This is a genomic window from Pseudovibrio sp. Ad46 (genome assembly GCF_001623065.1).
In the GTDB taxonomy this organism is placed as follows: domain Bacteria; phylum Pseudomonadota; class Alphaproteobacteria; order Rhizobiales; family Stappiaceae; genus Pseudovibrio.
The window spans coordinates 62,922-81,061 of sequence record NZ_LMCG01000004.1 but is presented as its reverse complement, the minus strand read 5'-3'; the positions used below and the strand labels follow the sequence as shown (position 1 = coordinate 81,061).

The 18,140-nt window shown below is 50.7% G+C and carries 16 protein-coding genes; 11 read left to right on the top strand and 5 right to left on the bottom strand.

Annotation, left to right across the window (positions count from 1 at the left end; translation table 11 throughout):
* Window positions 1-47: 47 nt before the first annotated feature.
* From holA to leuS, 3 genes are read right to left on the bottom strand one after another with little or no spacing between them, the layout of a single operon-like run.
* Window positions 48-1,088 (bottom strand): DNA polymerase III subunit delta, encoded by a 1,041-nt coding sequence (gene holA, locus PsAD46_RS01435; protein ID WP_063286218.1) that lies wholly within the window; start codon window positions 1,086-1,088, stop codon window positions 48-50.
* Between the two features lie 7 nt (window positions 1,089-1,095).
* Complete coding sequence (gene lptE / locus PsAD46_RS01430; RefSeq protein ID WP_057463224.1) at window positions 1,096-1,707, bottom strand: LPS assembly lipoprotein LptE; 612 nt, start codon at window positions 1,705-1,707, stop codon at window positions 1,096-1,098.
* Window positions 1,694-4,306: a leucine--tRNA ligase gene (leuS, locus tag PsAD46_RS01425; RefSeq protein WP_063305993.1), complete on the bottom strand. Its 2,613-nt coding sequence runs from the start codon at window positions 4,304-4,306 to the stop codon at window positions 1,694-1,696. Before leuS ends, lptE begins: the two co-directional genes overlap by 14 nt.
* Window positions 4,307-4,518: 212 nt before the next feature.
* Between leuS and PsAD46_RS01420 the strand changes: the two genes are divergently transcribed.
* Window positions 4,519-5,196 carry a YggS family pyridoxal phosphate-dependent enzyme gene (locus PsAD46_RS01420; protein ID WP_057463226.1) on the top strand — a complete coding sequence of 226 codons (678 nt, stop codon included), beginning with the start codon at window positions 4,519-4,521 and terminating at the stop codon, window positions 5,194-5,196.
* Window positions 5,197-5,258: 62 nt separating this feature from the next.
* On the opposite strand, the gene PsAD46_RS01415 is transcribed toward PsAD46_RS01420, so the two are convergent.
* Both PsAD46_RS01415 and PsAD46_RS01410 read right to left on the bottom strand, forming a co-directional pair.
* Window positions 5,259-6,179, bottom strand: coding sequence for an alpha/beta fold hydrolase (locus PsAD46_RS01415; protein ID WP_208981611.1), 921 nt, complete (start codon window positions 6,177-6,179; stop codon window positions 5,259-5,261).
* Window positions 6,180-6,320: 141 nt separating this feature from the next.
* On the bottom strand, window positions 6,321-7,319 hold the full coding sequence (locus tag PsAD46_RS01410) for an alpha/beta fold hydrolase (RefSeq protein WP_063305991.1): 999 nt from the start codon (window positions 7,317-7,319) through the stop codon (window positions 6,321-6,323).
* 386 nt (window positions 7,320-7,705) lie between these two features.
* Here PsAD46_RS01410 and ffh point away from each other — a divergent pair, with 386 nt between their 5' ends.
* The 10 genes from ffh (at window position 7,706) to PsAD46_RS01360 (ending at window position 18,140) form a co-directional block, all read left to right on the top strand.
* Entirely contained in the window at window positions 7,706-9,262 is a 1,557-nt protein-coding gene (ffh, locus tag PsAD46_RS01405) for a signal recognition particle protein (protein WP_063305990.1), read from the top strand.
* Window positions 9,263-9,580 carry a chorismate mutase gene (locus tag PsAD46_RS01400; protein WP_063303867.1) on the top strand — a complete coding sequence of 106 codons (318 nt, stop codon included), beginning with the start codon at window positions 9,263-9,265 and terminating at the stop codon, window positions 9,578-9,580.
* Between the two features lie 21 nt (window positions 9,581-9,601).
* Complete coding sequence (gene rpsP, locus PsAD46_RS01395) at window positions 9,602-9,994, top strand: 30S ribosomal protein S16 (RefSeq protein ID WP_063286212.1); 393 nt, start codon at window positions 9,602-9,604, stop codon at window positions 9,992-9,994.
* A gap of 36 nt (window positions 9,995-10,030) precedes the next feature.
* The gene (gene rimM, locus PsAD46_RS01390) at window positions 10,031-10,594 is read left to right on the top strand and encodes a ribosome maturation factor RimM (RefSeq protein WP_063305989.1); all 564 of its coding nucleotides are present in this window, start codon (window positions 10,031-10,033) and stop codon (window positions 10,592-10,594) included.
* 110 nt (window positions 10,595-10,704) lie between these two features.
* Window positions 10,705-11,409 carry a tRNA (guanosine(37)-N1)-methyltransferase TrmD gene (gene trmD / locus PsAD46_RS01385; RefSeq protein WP_063305988.1) on the top strand — a complete coding sequence of 235 codons (705 nt, stop codon included), beginning with the start codon at window positions 10,705-10,707 and terminating at the stop codon, window positions 11,407-11,409.
* A 203-nt stretch (window positions 11,410-11,612) separates the two neighbouring features.
* Entirely contained in the window at window positions 11,613-12,074 is a 462-nt protein-coding gene (rplS, locus tag PsAD46_RS01380; protein ID WP_057463274.1) for a 50S ribosomal protein L19, read from the top strand.
* A 1,094-nt stretch (window positions 12,075-13,168) separates the two neighbouring features.
* Entirely contained in the window at window positions 13,169-14,029 is an 861-nt protein-coding gene (locus tag PsAD46_RS01375; RefSeq protein WP_063305987.1) for a metallophosphoesterase, read from the top strand.
* A 305-nt stretch (window positions 14,030-14,334) separates the two neighbouring features.
* Complete coding sequence (leuC, locus tag PsAD46_RS01370; RefSeq protein ID WP_063306008.1) at window positions 14,335-15,741, top strand: 3-isopropylmalate dehydratase large subunit; 1,407 nt, start codon at window positions 14,335-14,337, stop codon at window positions 15,739-15,741.
* Between the two features lie 274 nt (window positions 15,742-16,015).
* A complete protein-coding gene (locus tag PsAD46_RS01365) occupies window positions 16,016-16,573 on the top strand; it encodes an HNH endonuclease (RefSeq protein ID WP_063291233.1) in 558 nt (185 codons plus the stop codon).
* A gap of 127 nt (window positions 16,574-16,700) precedes the next feature.
* Window positions 16,701-18,140 carry a pilus assembly protein TadG-related protein gene (locus tag PsAD46_RS01360; protein ID WP_193776895.1) on the top strand — a complete coding sequence of 480 codons (1,440 nt, stop codon included), beginning with the start codon at window positions 16,701-16,703 and terminating at the stop codon, window positions 18,138-18,140.

Genomic DNA, 18,140 nt, shown 5'->3' with positions numbered 1-18,140 from the left:
ATATTGTTGTTGTCTGTGAGGAAGGTGGCGACCCACCTTCCGCGTGTTTATCGTCGTCTGTTTGAGGCTTTAGCTACCTGAGCAATTGCCAAAAGGGTATGAGACACAATCGCAGTTGAGAGATTGGCGTTGAAGCGGGCTTCTTTGACAGCGTCGTTGAGACGGGTCAGAGCGCGTTCCAGAAAGTCCTCATTCCAGATCTCAACCTGTCTAACAATCTTCGAGCGACGCTTCCAGAAGATTGGAGGACGCACGCCGCCAATAACATCTTCTACAGCAATGCGTTGATTGGCTTTTAAGCGGCACAGGTGAAGCATTTGGAAGTGTCTGAGGGCTTGAGAGGCTATCACGCCAACGTCCGTCCCTGAGGCTGAGAGGCGCTCCAGGCCGTGGTCCAATGTGATCGTGTCACCCAATGCAGCGGCGTCGATTAGTTCATCCATGGCGAATGCAGAAGCATCGCCAATGATCTCTTCGACATGATGCACCTCAATGCGATTGTCATTCATCGCGTAGAGGCACAATTTCTTGAGTTCTCCGCGGCTTGCAATGCGGTCAGCGCCAAGCAGAGTGTGAAGCGCCATACGGGCTTCTTTGCTGATTTGCAGGTTTGCTGACTGGGTTTCTTCATCAATCAGACGATCTACATCGCGTGCCGTATCTGCAAAGCAGGGGATGGCGACAGCGGTTTTGCTGGCTTCAATCTTCTTGCGCAGGCCTGCTGTCTTCTTCAGGTCTCCGGCCTCAATCACGATGAAGGCAGAAAAGTCGTTGTTTTTGAGAAGCGGTTCGACGGCTGGCAGCACGCTCTTGGTGCCGTTTTCGCGGACCCAGATTGTGCGACGGCCACCAAAGAGGGGAATAGTCAGTGCCTCATCAATCAATCTGCTTGGGTCTGCAGCGATATCAGCAGCATCCAGTTTGACTTGGGAGAACGGATCATCATTCTCGGAGGCTGCTTTGGAGATGAGTGCTTGCGCTCGCTCATTCACCAACCCGGTGTCTGGTCCATAAACAAGAATGAGGTTTACGGAGTCTGGCGGGTTGGCGATGTACCGGTCAATTTCAGCAGCTTTGAGGGCTACCATAGTGGTCCTATTCTACAGGCTCTACAGGATGTGTTGCAAAGAAGCTTGCTATGCGGGTGTTGATGTCGGCAGCGACAACCTTGGTAGCACGGTCTTCTGCATCTCGTTCTGCTCTCAGGTTTGCAAAGCGCTGACTGGAAAAGTCAAAGGATGCAGAGGCAAAGGAGCGGCCAGTGTAGAGCGTACGATCTGTCTGGATATCTGCCAGAACGAAGCTGGTGTTGACGGTGATGTTGTAAGCGGTTGGCACGTCGGCCAGCTGCTCAACACCCACTTCAGCACGGCGCTTGTCTGTCAGGATTTCCAAACGATACTTTGGCGGCAGAGCATCACCACCACGTGTGAATGCGAAAATCAGCTGATTGCGCAGGACCTGATTGATACGCTTGATAGACCCTGAATCCCCATAGCTTGGGAACTTCATGGAAATTGCCGCCATTTGAGCCTGGACGGTCTGGGTCTGCTCTGAACCATCGCCTAACAGCGTTGGGCTAACGCCATAGAGCGGACGGAACTGGCAGCCAGAAAGAAGAAGGGCACCCGCAACAATTGTTGCCCCGCCGAGTAGAACCCGGCGGGAAGGGCGACCTGATTTAGCAGGGCGATCAAACAACGACATTTACAATCCTCTGAGGTACCACGATGATTTTACGTGGGGCCTTGCCATCCAGAGCTTTCTGAACAGCCTCATGTGCCAGAGTAGCTTCTTCTACCTGCTCTTTGGAAGAGTCTCTTGCTACAGAAAGCTCACCTTTTTTCTTCCCATTGATTTGAATCGGAAGCGTAATGGTGTTTTCTACCAGGAGATCCTCTTGGACAACTGGCCAGTTTGATGTGGATACCAGTCCTTCATTGCCGAGCATGGACCAGCATTCCTCAGAAAGATGAGGCGTGATTGGTTCCATGAGCTGCAGGAGGAAGCCAGTTGCTTCGCGCAGAGCATACGCCATGTCCGGTTTGGACAGGTCTGATTGAAGCGCCTTGCTGATCGCGTTGGTGAACTCATAAAGACGGGCAACAGCACGGTTGAAGCCAAGGCCATCAAAGTCTTTTGTGATGGCAGCCAGAGTTTTATGAGAAGCACGGCGCAGGGCTGTTGCTTCATCACTGAACTCAGCAGGTCTTGCGATGTTGGCTTCGGTCTTTTCTGAGACTTCACCAATGGTACGCCATACGCGCTGTACGTGACGCCATGCACCGATGACACCATCTTCAGTCCAGATGATGTCGCGTTCTGGCGGGCTGTCAGACAGAACGAAGAGACGTGCTGTATCAGCGCCGTAGGTGTCGATGATGTCGGTTGGGTCAACAACGTTCTTCTTCGACTTGGACATCTTCTCGATGGAACCAATGGTAACTGGAGCGCCGGTTTCTGCGTGAACCGCTTTTCTGTCGCCTTCGGTGCTGATGATGTTGATCTCAGCTGGTGTTACCCATTTCCCATCAGGGTCTTTGTAGGTCTCATGGTTCACCATGCCCTGTGTGAAGAGGCCTTTGAATGGCTCTTTCACATCCAGATGCTTGGTGATCTGCATGGCGCGTGCAAAGAAGCGGGAGTAGAGCAGGTGCAGGATCGCGTGCTCAATGCCACCGATGTACTGATCAACCGGCAGCCACTCAGAAGCAACCTTTGGATCGGTCGGATTGCTGTTCTTCGGATCGGTGAAGCGTGCGAAGTACCAGGAGGAATCCACGAAGGTGTCCATGGTATCGGTTTCACGTTGAGCATCCTTGCCACAGCATGGGCATTTCACGTTGCGCCATGTTGGATGACGATCCAGCGGGTTGCCCGGACGGTCGAAAGTGACATCTTCCGGCAGAACGATTGGCAGGCTTTCTTTTGGCGCAGACTGAACACCACAGTCATCACAGTGGATGACAGGGATCGGACACCCCCAGTAGCGCTGACGGGAGATGCCCCAGTCGCGCAGACGGTAGTTGGTTTCGCGGTGTGCCTGCTGTTTGCCTTTGGCTTCTTGTGCTTCTAGCTTGTCAGAAACAGCATTCTTCGCATCCTCGATGGACATGCCGTCCATGAACTCGGAATTAAAGATGGAGCCTTCGCCGGTGTAAGCTTCGGTGCCAACGTCGAATATGGCCGGGTCTTCACCTTCTGGCAGCACAACTGCTTTGACTGGCAGTTTGTACTTGTGAGCGAAGTCCAGGTCGCGCTGGTCGTGTGCAGGGCATGCGAAGATCGCGCCTGTGCCGTAATCCATCAGGATGAAGTTTGCGACATAGACTGGCAGTTCCCAGGACGGATCCAGTGGGTGTTTCACGCGCAGACCGGTGTCGAAGCCGAGCTTTTCTGCGGTTTCGATTGCTTCAGCTGTCGTGCCGATACGGCGACATTCAGCAATGAACTCCTGTAGTTCTGCGTTGTCTTCAGCCAGTTTCTGCGTGATCGGATGATCTGGTGACAGGCCCATGAAGGACGCGCCGTACAGCGTGTCTGGACGGGTCGTGAAGATCTCCAGAGTCTCATCACCGGTTGGAGCGGTTTCGGTGAACTCGAAATTGACCTTCAGACCAACCGATTTGCCGATCCAGTTCTTCTGCATGAGACGAACTTTTTCAGGCCATTCGGTCAGAGTGTCGATTGCTTCCAACAGCTCTTCGGAATGATCTGAGATCTTGAAGAACCACTGGGTCAGGTCTTTCTGCTCAACAACTGCGCCAGAGCGCCAGCCTTTGCCGTCGATCACCTGTTCGTTTGCCAGAACGGTCATGTCGACCGGGTCCCAGTTTACCTTCGCGTTTTTGCGGTAAACCAAACCAGCTTCCAGAAAGTCCAGAAACAGGGCCTGCTGTTGTGCGTAATAACTTTCATCGCAGGTTGCGAATTCGCGGCTCCAGTCAAAAGACAGGCCGATTGTTTTCAGCTGACCGCGCATTGCTGCAATGTTGTCGTAGGTCCAACCCTTTGGGTGTACCTTCTTTTCAGCTGCCGCGTTTTCCGCAGGCATGCCGAATGCATCCCAACCCATCGGGTGCAAAACGTTGTAGCCGCGTGCACGTTTGAAGCGTGCAACCACATCACCCATGGAGTAGTTGCGCACGTGCCCCATGTGTAGACGACCGGATGGGTAAGGGAACATCTCTAGTACGTAGTATTTTTCGCGCGGATCATCGTTGTCCGTCTCGAAGACGTTCTTTTCGTCCCATACTTTTTGCCAGCGCGCTTCCGTTGCGCGTGCATTATACCTATCCGTAGCCATTTATTCCGCCGTGTGTTTGATTTTTGCCCTGATCAAGCAAATTAGGTTTGCTCGGACTGTCACCAGAAATTGCCAGCTTGGTCAAGCGGTAGACAGAGGAAAAACCAAGAAGATTTGTCAGAAATTTCTCAATGAAGTGCAACTACTCTTGCATTTAGACCTTAGGGAGCGCATTTCATGTCTCCAATATGGATTTTTCGCTGGAGTTAGGAATGAGTGACGCTGCTGCACTTCGCCTTAAAGAGGTTAAGGAAAACATCGGAAAAGCTGAGACGGATGTTGAACGTCCGAACGGCTCTGTAACGTTGATTGCAGTCTCAAAAACATTCGAAGCTTCAGATATTAAGCCGGTTTTAGAAGCTGGACAGCGTGTGTTTGGTGAAAACCGGGTTCAGGAAGCGATGGGCAAATGGCCTGGGCTTCGTGAGGAGTTTGAAGGTGTTGAGTTGCATCTGATCGGCCCGCTTCAGTCTAACAAAGCGAAAGAAGCTATTCAGACCTTTGACGTGATCCACACTGTGGACCGGGATAAGATTGCTAAAGCGCTGAAAGTTGAGATGGATAAGCAAGGCAAAGCGCCAAAGCTGTTCATTCAGGTTAATACCGGGGAAGAAGACCAGAAGGCTGGTATTCCTCCAAAGGAAGCGGATGCGTTTATCGCGAAGTGTCGTGATGAATATGGGCTGGAGATTGAAGGCCTGATGTGCATTCCGCCAGTTGACGAAGCACCGGGCATGCATTTCGCGTTGCTAGAGAAAATCGCAAAGCGGAACGGTCTGGAAAAGCTCTCCATGGGAATGTCTTCTGATTACCCAATTGCCGTTCAACATGGTGCAACACATGTGCGTGTCGGTTCTGCGGTATTTGGTGCGCGCGATTATTCGCAGTAAGCATCACTGAAAATCTTGAGTTTTGAACGGGCGAGGGATTTCTCGCCCGTTTTTCGTTTGTATTAAAGTAGTTGATCGCTCAGCCATTGGACTGTGGTGGAGACCACGAGGTCGTTGTTTTGTGGGCTGATGATGTTGCCTGCGATGACGTGGTTGTTATCGTCACCTGAGCTTTTGATAAGCAGACGCTGTTTTGGTGCGCCCCATTTGTCATAGGCGACATTGGTGAGTGCTGCGTCGATGGTTTCATCCTTTTCACTGTAGATGAACAGGGCAGGTACGCTTGCTTTTGCGGGGTCTTGTTCCTGCAAAACTGAGATTGCGGTTGCCATTGGGAGGAGGGCTACACTTGGGTAGCTGATGGTCCAGCCCATTTGCTCTTCTTTAGATGGTGCCTTGGAAGATGAGCGGGTTTTGCCAATGATCAGAGGGACATAGTGTCTTGCGAACGGCATATCGAGCAGGAAGCCGCCTGCTGCTTTGACACCGAAGTTTGGTGAGACAAACACCATCGCGGCCACATCATCTTTCAGCGGATGGTCCTGCATGGCGAGCCAGGCTGCAAGTGAGCCACCGGTTGAGGTGGACATTATGATTGTCTTTTCACCAATGCGCCGGCCAATTTCGACTGCTTCAGCGAGATCATTGACCCAGTCGTTCAATGAGGCTTCTGCCATCGCTTCACCCGAGCGGCCATGGCCAGTCAGGCGGGTGAAGAAAAGATTGGCGCCCATCTCATTTGCAACGCGGTCCGGTACAGGGCGGATCTCGTGTTTGCTGGCGGAAAAGCCGTGGACGTAAATGATTGAAAGAGGTGTTTTGCTGTTCTTCTCACCATTGAACCAGATGATCTCTTTGGCCGTGTCAGAACGAATATCCTGAAACCTGGCCTCACTCTCTGAAAGATACACTTCGAGATCATCACCCATAATTTCGGGTTTGAAGGTGATCTCTGTATCGCGTGGTTCTCTTGGGCCTGTCATGAAGGCAATTGTGCCTCCTACGAGTAAAATCAGTACTACAAAAATAAAATATCGAAAGAGCATATGGGGTGCCTTTGTTCCTTAGCGGCACCAGCTTATTCCAGCTTGGGTTGAAATATCAAATCAGAGCATCAAGAAGTTTTATTGAGAGAAGACAGTGGGTACGCCTCTGGAGCCAAGCCACTCGATGATACCGTTGGAGACGAGGAGGTTGTTTTCCGGATTGATGATGTCGCCTGCTATGACGTGATGGTTGCCTGCGGACTCGGTTATGAGGAGGCGGTGCTTTGGTGCGCCCCAGTTTTCGAAGAACTTCGCTGTGGTGTGCTCATCTGAGGTTTCGTCACGGATATCGTAGATGAACATGGTTGGGATGGTTGCGTTTGCTGCATCCAGACTGCCCACGAGTTTGACCGTTTCGGCAAGTGGAAGTAAGGCGGTTGCCGGATAGGCGTTGGTCCACGCGTAGATCTCCTCAAACTTGGCATTCGGATCAGCGACCCGATAACGGCCCACGATGATTGGGGTGTAGTACTCTGCAAGCGGATATGTAAGCAGGGAGGTTCCTGCTGCGGCCAGTTCAAAAACGGGAGAGATGAGGACGATTGCTTCTATGTCCTCCTTTAGAGAATGATCAGTCAGATCCATCCATGCTGTCAAAGAACCTCCGAATGAGGTGCTGATAACTATGACTTTGTTGCCAATGGCTTTCCCAATTGTGAGCGCTTCTGCCAAAGCATTGAAGTAGTCATCGACCTTCGGTTCTCCCATAGCAGCAGGTGTACGGGCGTGACCGGGAAGTCGTGTGTAATAGAGGTTGGCCTGAATGGAGCTGGCGACGAGATCGGGAACGGGCCTGATTTCATCTTTACTGGCAGAAAAGCCATGCATGTAGACGACGGCAAATTCGGTTTTGGCCTTGGTGTCTGGGTTTTGCCAGATGATTTGCTTTTCGAGGCCGGGCTTAATGTCTGTAAAGCGGCTTTCTACCCGTGCGATGTATTCTTCAGGGTCTTCGCCAATGTCACTTGGGTTGAATGTGATAGAGGGAGACACATAGGTGTTGGTCCAGTAGAGCAGGAAGCCGATGATCAGCACAATAAGAGACAGCAAAAACAGATAGTTCTTTCGGAAGAGCATCGTTAAATCGCCTCTTTTTTTGCTGATAGTGAGTCAGCTTGGCAGGAAACCTAGTGCATCTTTGAGTTTTCCTTTTTATCCAAGCTTATACAATCTCCAACAAATGGCGGTTTTGCTTGACTCGGCACCTGTATTCTCGTAGATACCCGACCTAACTCCTTCTATGTGAAGACCGGAGCCACTGACTGGGACCCGAAAAGGTGTAAAGAGATCCCAGAAGTCAACACCCGACAGCGCGTTGCGCCCTCGGGTGATTTTTTGCTATGTGCAATCGATTTGCCGTGGCAATTTTGGCTTGGTGACACCAAATTCACTAGGAACGAGTGTACGGCACCAGTTGGTTTTCTTCAGGTGTTTGTGCAGAAACGAGATTTTAAAGGAACGACATGTTCGATAATCTGTCAGATCGCCTAGGCGGCATTCTAGATAAGCTCACAAAACGCGGTGCGCTTTCTGAATCCGATGTTAATGAAGCGCTGCGCGAAGTTCGCCGCGCGCTCATTGAGGCTGATGTGGCGCTGCCGATCGTGCGTTCTTTTGTCGACAAGGTGAAACACCGCGCTGTTGGCGCAGAGGTTGTTAAGTCCATTAAGCCGGGTCAGATGGTCGTTAAGATCGTGCATGACCAGCTTATTGAGATGCTCGGTGAGGAATCTCATCCGATCGACCTGAATGCGCCGGCTCCGGTTTGCATCATGATGGTTGGTCTGCAGGGTGCGGGTAAAACCACTGCAACCGGCAAGATTGCACGTCGTCTGACACAGCGCGATAAGCGCAAAGTTCTGATGGCTTCTCTTGATACGCGCCGTCCGGCAGCGCAGGAGCAGCTGAAAGTTCTGGGTGAACAGAACGAGATTGACACGCTTCCTATCATTGAAGGGCAGCAGCCGGTTGATATCGCAAAGCGTGCGCTGAATGCAGCGAAGCTTGGCGGTTATGACGTGGTCATGCTCGATACAGCGGGTCGTGGTCACATTGATGAGCCTCTCATGATTGAGATGGAGCAGATTAAAGCTGCGTCCAACCCGCATGAAGTCCTTCTTGTTGCCGACGCTCTGACTGGTCAGGACGCTGTTAATCTGGCGAAGAGCTTTGATGAGCGTTGCTCTATCACAGGTATCATGCTCACCCGTATGGATGGTGACGGTCGTGGTGGTGCGGCGCTTTCCATGCGTGCTGTTACCGGCAAGCCGATCAAGCTGATTGGTACCGGTGAAAAATCTGATGAGCTCGAAGATTTCCATCCAAAGCGTATTGCTGATCGCATCCTTGGAATGGGCGACATTGTTTCGCTCGTTGAAAAGGCTGCTGAAGCGATTGATGCGGAAAAAGCCGCAGAGATGGCTCGGAAGATGCAGAAGGGTCACTTTGACCTGAACGATCTTTCTGAACAGCTGAAGCAGATGGAAAAGATGGGCGGAATGTCCGGCATGATGGGCATGCTTCCGGGTGTTGGCAAAATGAAGAAGCAGCTTGCTTCCGCCAACCTTGATGAGAACATGTTCAAACGCCAGATGGCGATTATTTCCTCTATGACCAAGAAAGAGCGTGCCAAGCCTGAACTGCTTAAAGCAAGTCGCAAAAAGCGTATTGCTGCAGGTTCTGGTGTGCAGGTCGCTGAAGTTAATAAGCTTTTGAAAATGCACCGCCAGATGGCCGATATGATGAAGGCCATGGGTAAGGGCAAAGGCAAGGGCATGCTCGGCAAGATGATGGGCGCTATGGGTGGCGGTATGCCAGGCATGGGCGGCGGAATGCCGAACATCGACCCTAAAGCGCTTGAGCAGATGGCCAAATCCGGTCAGCTGCCGGGCGGCATGGAAATGCCTAAAGGATTACCGGGTGGTGGGCTTCCCGGGGGATTGCCAGGAGCTGGCGGCCCTAAATTGCCCGGTCTTGGTGGAGCATCTGGTTTGCCAGGGCTCGGCAAGGGGAAAAAGTAATTGAGCGAGATCGACAAAACTGAAGAAGCCAAGGCGATCCTTGGTGGACTTCGCTCCAGCATCGACAACATTGACGCTGCTCTGGTGCATATGTTGGCTGAACGATTTCGTTGCACACAGGCTGTTGGGGAGCTGAAAGCTACCCATGGTCTCCCACCGGCTGACCCGGCCCGTGAAAAACTTCAGATTGAGCGTCTGCGCCGCCTCGCGGCCGAGGCCAATCTTGATCCTGACTTTGCTGAAAAGTTCCTGAACTTCATCGTGAAGGAAGTCATTCGGCATCATGAAGCTATTGCTGCTGAACACAGCACAGACTGAATACCTAGGAGTAAATAAACAATGGCTACTAAAATTCGCCTCGCACGCGGTGGCACTAAAAAGCGTCCTTTCTACCGTATCGTAATTGCAGACGTTCGCTCCCCACGCGACGGTCGTTTCATCGAAATCGTTGGTCGTTACAACCCAATGCTTCCTAAAGATGCTGACAACCGCGTTGAGCTGAACGAAGAGCGCGTCAAGCATTGGCTTGGTCATGGCGCACAGCCTACTGACCGCGTTCTCCGCTTCCTGGACGCTGCTGGCCTGATGAAGCGTGAGCCACGCAACAACCCAAATAAAGCTAAACTCGGCAAGAAAGCTCAAGAGCGTCTTGACGAGAAGCTGGCTGCAGAAGCTGAAGCAAAAGCTGCTGCTGAAGAAGCAGCTGCAGAAGCACCAGCAGCTTCCGAATAATATAAGCATACCCGATCTGAGAAGGAGACGCCGGCAATGGCAAACAAGCCTGAAGACCGCATTCTAATGGCTCAGATCGGGGCTGCTCACGGCATACGTGGAGAAGTGCGGGTCAAACCATTTGGTGATGACCCGCTTTCTTTTGGCGATTACGGTAAGCTCGAAAGTGCTGACGGTAGCCGCAAATTTAAAGTTAAGAAGGCTCGCATTCAAAAAACTGTTGTGGTTACCAAGTTTGAAGGCGTGAATACCCGCAATGAAGCAGAAGTCCTCAATGGGATGAAGCTTTATATTGCTCGCGAAAAACTGCCTGAAACAGAAGACGAAGACGAGTTCTATCACACTGATCTCATTGGCCTGAAAGCCATTGATGAGAACGGTGAGGCAATTGGAACTGTGATGGCTCTTTTGAACTTTGGCGCAGGTGATTTGATTGAAGTTGCCCCGAAGAGCGGCAATTCTCTTATGTTCCCATTCACAAAAGCTGTTGTTCCTACCATTGATCTCAAAGAGGGATATGTGGAGGTTCATGCTCCAGAAGGCTTTTATGATGAAGGTGAAAAAGAACCTGAAGACGGCTCCAAGCCGGATGCAGACTGATTTTTCACATGACCAGATGCAGACATTGCTGAGATCATCAGCGTGATTTTTGCAGTTTGTGCATCAAAATACATTCCAGAGACTGACCTTACTTAAGCAACGGGTATCCTATGGCCTTTCGTGCATCCATCTTGACGCTGTATCCTGAGATGTTTCCGGGAAATTTGGCAATGAGCATGTCTGGGCGGGCGATGGAGCGCGGGGATTGGTCTCTAACAGCGAACAACATTCGCGATTACGCGACTGATAAGCATCGCTCTGTTGATGATACTCCTGCTGGCGGTGGCGCTGGTATGGTTCTGCGTCCTGATATTCTTGGCAAAGCAATTGATGATGTGACTGAGGATGAGGATACACGTCCACGGTTGCTCATGAGCCCACGCGGGAAGCCATTTACGCAGGCAAAGGCTCGTGAACTGGCTGATGGACCGGGTGTGATCATCGTTTGTGGTCGTTTTGAAGGTGTTGATGAGCGCGTCATAGAAGGGCGCCAGCTCGAGGAAGTGTCTATTGGCGACTACATTCTCTCAGGAGGAGAAGTTGCTGCTCATGTGGTTTTGGATAGCATTGTTCGGCTTCTTCCCGGTGTTATGGGAAATAAAGAGAGTGGTGAAACTGAAAGCTTTGAGAATGGCTTACTTGAGCACCCGCATTATACGCGGCCTGTAGAGTTTGAAGGACAGGAAGTCCCATCTATTCTTAAAAGTGGTAATCATAAACTGATTGATCAGTGGCGCCTTGAGATGTCTGAAAAGATTACTCAAGAAAGACGACCAGATCTTTGGAAGGATTACCTAGAAAATAGCCGTGGATAGCGGGTTTTCTACACTTTTTTCATGACAAACCTACAAAAATCGGCTAAACCCGCGCCGACTGGAGTGGATTCTGTCTGGCGTTTGCCGCTAGGGTCCTAGTTCCACTTCACTTCCCGGCATAATGCCAAGGTTTGGTGAACACGTCCCGGTGGCTCGACCACTGAGGGACGCTCTGACCAATATTTAAAATGGAAGAAACTGCCATGAATATCATTGAGCAGCTCGACGCCGAAGAAATGGCTCGCATCGAAGAGAAGCGTACGCTTCCTGAGTTCTCTCCAGGTGATACCGTACGTGTTCTCGTACGCGTTACCGAAGGTACTCGTACTCGTGTGCAGGCCTACGAAGGCGTATGCATCGCACGCTCCGGCGGCGGCATCAACGAAAGCTTCACCGTTCGTAAGATTTCTTACGGCGAAGGTGTAGAGCGTGTATTCCCAGTATTCAGCCCAATGCTCGAAGGTCTGGAAATCATTCGCCGCGGTAAAGTCCGTCGTGCGAAACTCTACTACCTGCGTGAGCGTCGCGGTAAGTCCGCACGTATCGTTGAAGCTACCAACGTACGCGCAAAGCGCCTTAACGAAGAAGCTCGTGCGGCTGCTAATGCTGCGAAAGCTGCAAAAGCTGCTGAAAAGGCTGCTGAAGCTAAAGGTTCTGCAGAGTAAGATTTACTCTTCGGCCTCTATGGTTTCTAAAACCCCGCTGAGAAATCAGCGGGGTTTTTTGTGTTCATGGTCGGGTTTTCTGCAGGTTCTGCGGTTTGGTTGGCTTCAGGCATCGCAGCTCTCTCGGTGTCATCCCGGGCAGAGCATAGCGGAGACCCGGGACTCATGAGTGCCTGACGGCAAACGCTACACTCGCGATATGCAGCAATTATCGTATAGGTCCCGGCTCGGGGACCGGGAAGATAGTGGCGGGCGGGCTTCTTGCTCCGCAGCCAGTCGGCTTCCCTTGGTGCCGTCCTAGCTTTTGAGCTGGGATCCATAACCTCTTGCTTTTTCACCAACGCGTTTGGTCAATTTCTGACACTGGGGGTATGGGTCCCGGGTCTTCGCTTTGCTGTGCCCGGGATGACACCGCTGGGTGGGGCAAAGGCTGTCTCAAAAAACTTATTCCCCTTCTGAAATCCTCCCATATTCTGAACCTATGCCTACGTAGCGGGCTGCTGGCGGAGCGACCGTCAGTTTGTCGTAGGCTGGGTTGGGCTGTTGGAAGACGTAACGCACCTTTCAGTGGTCCGGTGAACCGAACTTCAAACGTGACCGCATGGTTTGAGGGGAAGGGCCCAGGACTATAGGGTATCACGCGGCGACGGATACAAGAGCACCGGCAGGGAGACTTGCTTTTGCGAAGGTGTTTGTCAAAGACGGAGGAACTGTTTGGGCAGGGAAACCTGACTGGATAAGCCACTTTCTTTCCGGGAAACCGGCTATCGTGCCTTATAGGCAAAAGAGGCGACGTTGTTCATTATAAAAAGCCCGGGCAAGGCGCGTAGCCAATGCTGAAGAAACATTTTTAAACAAGTAGCGCAGGTATTGCCTGCCGCCTTGCTCATCCCGACTTCCGGGTACTCTGGTTCAACACTGCATGGGATGCCATGTGGTGATGTTGGTGTTTGCAGTGTAAATGTGACAGGCTCTGGTGCGCATCCTTTGCGCAAGTTTTCAGGGGGATATTCCGGGGAGCTGCCAGAATACAATTAATCCAAGTGGGTTAGGTTAGTACTGAAAGATGCATTGAGTAGGGAGCTTGAAGGCAAATGGTGATCGCATTCATCATCATTTTCATCGTGTTACTCGGTATCTATGCCGTGTTTGTAGAGCCTTGGCTGCCTCCGAAAATTACCCGGCATAAAGTTGTTGTTTCTCCGGAAGCTCTTGGTCAAAAACCTTTGCAGATTGTTGTTATGACCGATCTGCATGCCTGCTGGCCGTGGATGCGCCCTGAGCGGATAGCCCGCATTGTAGAGCGCGTGAACAGTCTGGAGCCTGATCTTATTGCGCTTTTAGGCGACTACCACACAGCCATGCACCCGCCGTTTGCAAAGCCGTTAGCTTCTGCCGCCGCTTGGGCGCGACCTATGCAGCATTTGAAGGCGCCTCTGGGCGTTTTTGGTGTGTTGGGTAACCATGATTGGCTTGAAGGTGGTGAGGACGCCAGAGAGGCATTGGAAGCTTCTGGAGTATCTGTTCTTGAGAACAGAGCTCAGCGTGTATCTACGCGAGGCAACTCTCATGTCTGGCTCTTGGGGCTGGATGATCAGTATGGCGAGGCCTGCCAGTTGCACGGGACGGGACGCCGGGATGATCTTGAGGTGGCCTTAAGTCAGGTTGAAGATGACAGCGCCCCGCGGATTTTGCTTGCCCATGAGCCGGACATATTCCTGGACGCCAAGAAGTCCGTAGATTTGACCCTAAGCGGGCATACGCACGGAGGGCAGGTTCGCTTGCCGTTTATTGGTGCACTGACAATACCATCGCGGCTTGACCGGAAGTATGCGAAGGGCGCTTTTGAGGAAAATGGAAGCACTCTTATCGTTGGCAGTGGGCTTGGGTGCTCGGGACTTCCAATCCGTTTTCTGTGTCCGCCAGAACTTTTGCTCATAGAAATATATGCTTAGGCTACAGGGTATTGATCGCATCAAAAGGATTGTTTGATTGCGTCTAACTTGCTTTCATTACCTTTCCGTCTTGAGAGAATCTCAAGGCAAAGAAGCTTGATATTTTGGCGATCTGGGCCGATTAATAGAGCCAGTATAGCGGGAGCTTCGTTTATAGTTGTTTCCGTATTTTCAAGATTTATGCGGCCGCAGAGAGCTGCAAGTAATAAGTGAGTGGTCCTGTTTTCTCGGATCTTGAGCGCTTGGTAGGTGCGATCAGAGCCGAATTTGAAACAAGGATCATTCGTTTCCAGGAGACAAGCGCAATGTCGCAGGCCAAAACTCTTTACGATAAGATCTGGGACCACCACGTGGTCAGCACGCAAGAAGACGGCACTTGCCTGCTTTACATTGACCGCCACCTGGTACACGAAGTTACGAGCCCGCAGGCATTTGAAGGCCTGCGTATGGCTGGCCGTCAGGTTCGTCACCCAAAGCGTACACTGGCTGTTGTTGACCATAACGTTCCAACCACTGATCGCTCCCAGGGGATTGATGATCCTGAAAGCGCGTTGCAGGTTGATACGCTTGCGAAAAATGCTGCTGAGTTTGGCGTTGAATACTATTCAGAGCTCGATCAGCGTCAGGGCGTGGTGCACATCGTGGGTCCAGAGCAGGGCTTTACACTGCCGGGTATGACGATCGTTTGTGGTGACAGCCATACATCCACGCATGGTGCGTTTGGTTCTCTTGCACACGGTATTGGTACTTCTGAAGTTGAGCACGTTCTGGCGACCCAGACGCTGATTCAGAAGAAAGCGAAAAACCTGCGTGTGACTGTGAATGGTCAGCTGCCGGAAGGTGTGACAGCGAAAGATATCGTACTGGCGATCATCGGAGAGCTGGGTACTGCTGGCGGTACTGGTTACGTCATTGAATACGCTGGTGAAGCGATCCGTAACCTGTCTATGGAAGGTCGTATGACCGTCTGTAACATGTCTATTGAAGCTGGTGCACGTGCTGGTCTGATTGCTCCGGATGAGAAAACCTTTGAGTACCTGAAGGGCCGTCCTAAATCACCAAAGGGTGCTGCGTGGGAACAGGCACAGGCTTATTGGGAAACTCTGTTTACTGATGACAATGCAGAGTTCGATACAGAAATCGTTCTGGATGCAGCGAACCTGCCTCCAATCGTGACCTGGGGTTCTTCTCCTGAGGATGTTGTTTCCGTTACCGGTGTTGTTCCTAATCCGGCTGAGATCGAAGACGACAACCGCCGTGCTTCTAAAGAACGTGCGCTTGAGTACATGGGTGTTGAAGCTGGTCAGAAGATCACTGACATCAAGGTTGACCGCGTGTTTGTTGGTTCTTGCACCAACGGACGTATCGAAGATCTGCGCGAAGCTGCTGCCGTTGTTAAAGGCAAGAAGGTTGCAGACACCGTTAGCGCGATGATCGTTCCGGGGTCTGGTCTGGTGAAAGCACAGGCTGAAGCGGAAGGTCTGGATGAGATCTTCAAAGACGCTGGTTTCGAATGGCGTGAGCCTGGGTGCTCCATGTGCCTGGCGATGAATGCTGACAAATTGAAGCCGGGTGAGCGTTGTGCTTCAACTTCCAACCGTAACTTTGAGGGCCGTCAGGGCTTCAAGGGCCGTACGCACCTTGTTTCTCCAGGAATGGCGGCAGCGGCTGCGATTGCCGGACATTTTGTTGATGTGCGCCACTGGAAGTAATCGCAGATAAAATTTTGTAAATGAGCGGGAGTAGGTGACTACTCCCGCTTTTTTTATTTTGGGACCGACATTGCGACAAAGTGTGTCGTGACGGGCTAATTATCTGATCCATAGCGGGTTTCTGCTGATGTGCTTGGCCTGTATTTCGATTTCCTTAGGGTAAGGAGGATTGTCAGACTTCACATAGCTGTCATTTGCTGACTACAATATCAAAACATCTCAAGATGATTTCCGCTCAGGCGCTTGTGTTCTGAGCGAGACTCGGGAGCATGTTGTGAACGCAGTCGTTTCAGAAGGCGCATTCCCGGCGCTTGTGTTGAATGCAGATTATCGGCCTCTGTCTTACTATCCCCTGTCTCTATGGGGGTGGCAAGATGCGGTGAAGGCTGTGTTTTTGGATCGAGTGAGTATCGTCTCTGAATACGATCAGGTTGTGAGAAGCCCAAGTCTTGAGTTTCAACTCCCCAGTGTGGTGGCACTAAAGTCCTTCGTAGAGACAGAGAGAAACCCAGCCTTTACGCGGTTTAATGTGTTTCTGCGGGACAGGTTTCAATGCCAGTATTGCGGTTCCCTTAAGGATCTGACTTTTGATCACCTCATCCCGCGCAGTAAAGGAGGCCTGACCACTTGGGACAACGTCATCACGGCTTGCTCTCCTTGTAATTTACGCAAGGCAAACAAATCCTGGCAAGAAATGAATATGCAGCCCATGCAAATGCCGTTTGTCCCACGTGTGCATGACCTACATAACAACGGCCGCCTGTTCCCGCCCAACTACCTGCACGAGAGCTGGTTAGATTTCCTCTACTGGGACAGCGAGCTTGAGCCGTGAAACGCGGTTAATGTTTTGTTAGCCATTAGCCCGAAAACTTTCAGTAAAGTTGAGTGATTAATACCCGAGATACTACCCTTATATTATGCTAGGCATAATTACATGGGCGTCGATGGTGGACATCTCGATGGGTTATTTCAGACAATTCTCTACACTATTCAAAAGATTCAACCGCTCCGAAGACGGGATGGTGGCGGTTCTTGTCGCAGTGCTCATGGTTTTGATGATTGTGTTCGCTGGAATGGCGATTGATTTCGGCATGGGCTTCAACACTCGCCGCGCGGTAAATCAGGCATTGGATGCAGCAGTGCTAGCTGTTGCTAACAAACTCACTATTACGGAGATGAGTAAAGCAGAAGTGCAGGAGATGACCGAAGAGTACTTCGAGGCTAATATTAAAGATTCAATCGGTGAAGATGTTGAAGTAACTAAGCCGATCGTTAAGTATGAGATTGGTGGCGATACGATCTCCGCGAGTGCATCTGCAAAACTCAATAACAGCTTTTCTCCAATGATTGGCCTGCTCACTGGTGGTAATGGCGATGAAGCTAGTGAACTTGCTGTTGGTAGTAGTTCAACTGCAAGATTTCCACGGAGTAATGTTGAAGTCTCGGTGATTGTAGATGTTACTGGGTCAATGAGCTCCCACATTGGTGCTCTAAAAAGGGCTTCAACCAGTTTGCTTGATGCACTGTTGCCTGAAGACACCGATATAGCGAAGAGCCGTATTCGTGTATCTTTCATACCATATAGCAACGGGGTGAAACTAGACACGGCACTTGCTGAAAAAGCGACTTTTGATGTCAGCTACTATGGCTGCGTACATGAGCGGATTATGGATCAATCCACAAGTGAAGTTCCATATGACTTTGAAGATGATGAGGGCAACACAGATTATATCGGATCTGGTTATAGTTATTGCCCACGGAATGCAAAAGTAGTTCCGCTGACTGCAGATCGAAATAAGATTAAAAACTCAATTAGTAGATTATCTGCTGGTGGCGGGACAGCAGGTCAAATCGGGATAGCTTGGGGGTGGTATACAATATCTCCGAGATGGTCGAATTTTTGGCCTTCTGATAGTGAGCCACTGCCTTATGAAACAGAGAATATTCGAAAGTACGCGGTGTTTATGACTGATGGTGACTTTAACGTACACTATCGAGATGACTATAATTATAGTCGCGTAGAACAGGCGCGCGAAGAGAAAATTAGAGAAAAAAAACGAAATAATACTTGGACTGAGGGACCGAATCCTGATGGGTCTAACAAGTTCACCTCAGATGAACATGAAGAGTTCGCTAACTTAGTTGAATGGAGGTACGCGTCTTCATATGGTGAGTATGGTATTTCATCTGTTCGTGCTAAAGAAATATGTGAGAATATGAAGGAAAAGAACATTACGGTGTATTCTGTTCATTTCGGGAGTTCTTATGCTGCTAAAAGAGTGATGCAGTCTTGCGCAACAAGTAACAGCACCTTTTATAAAGCTGATAATGAAAGTGAACTGATTCAAGCCTTTGAAAAAATCGCTAATGATATTAAGAATATATATTTATCTCAGTAG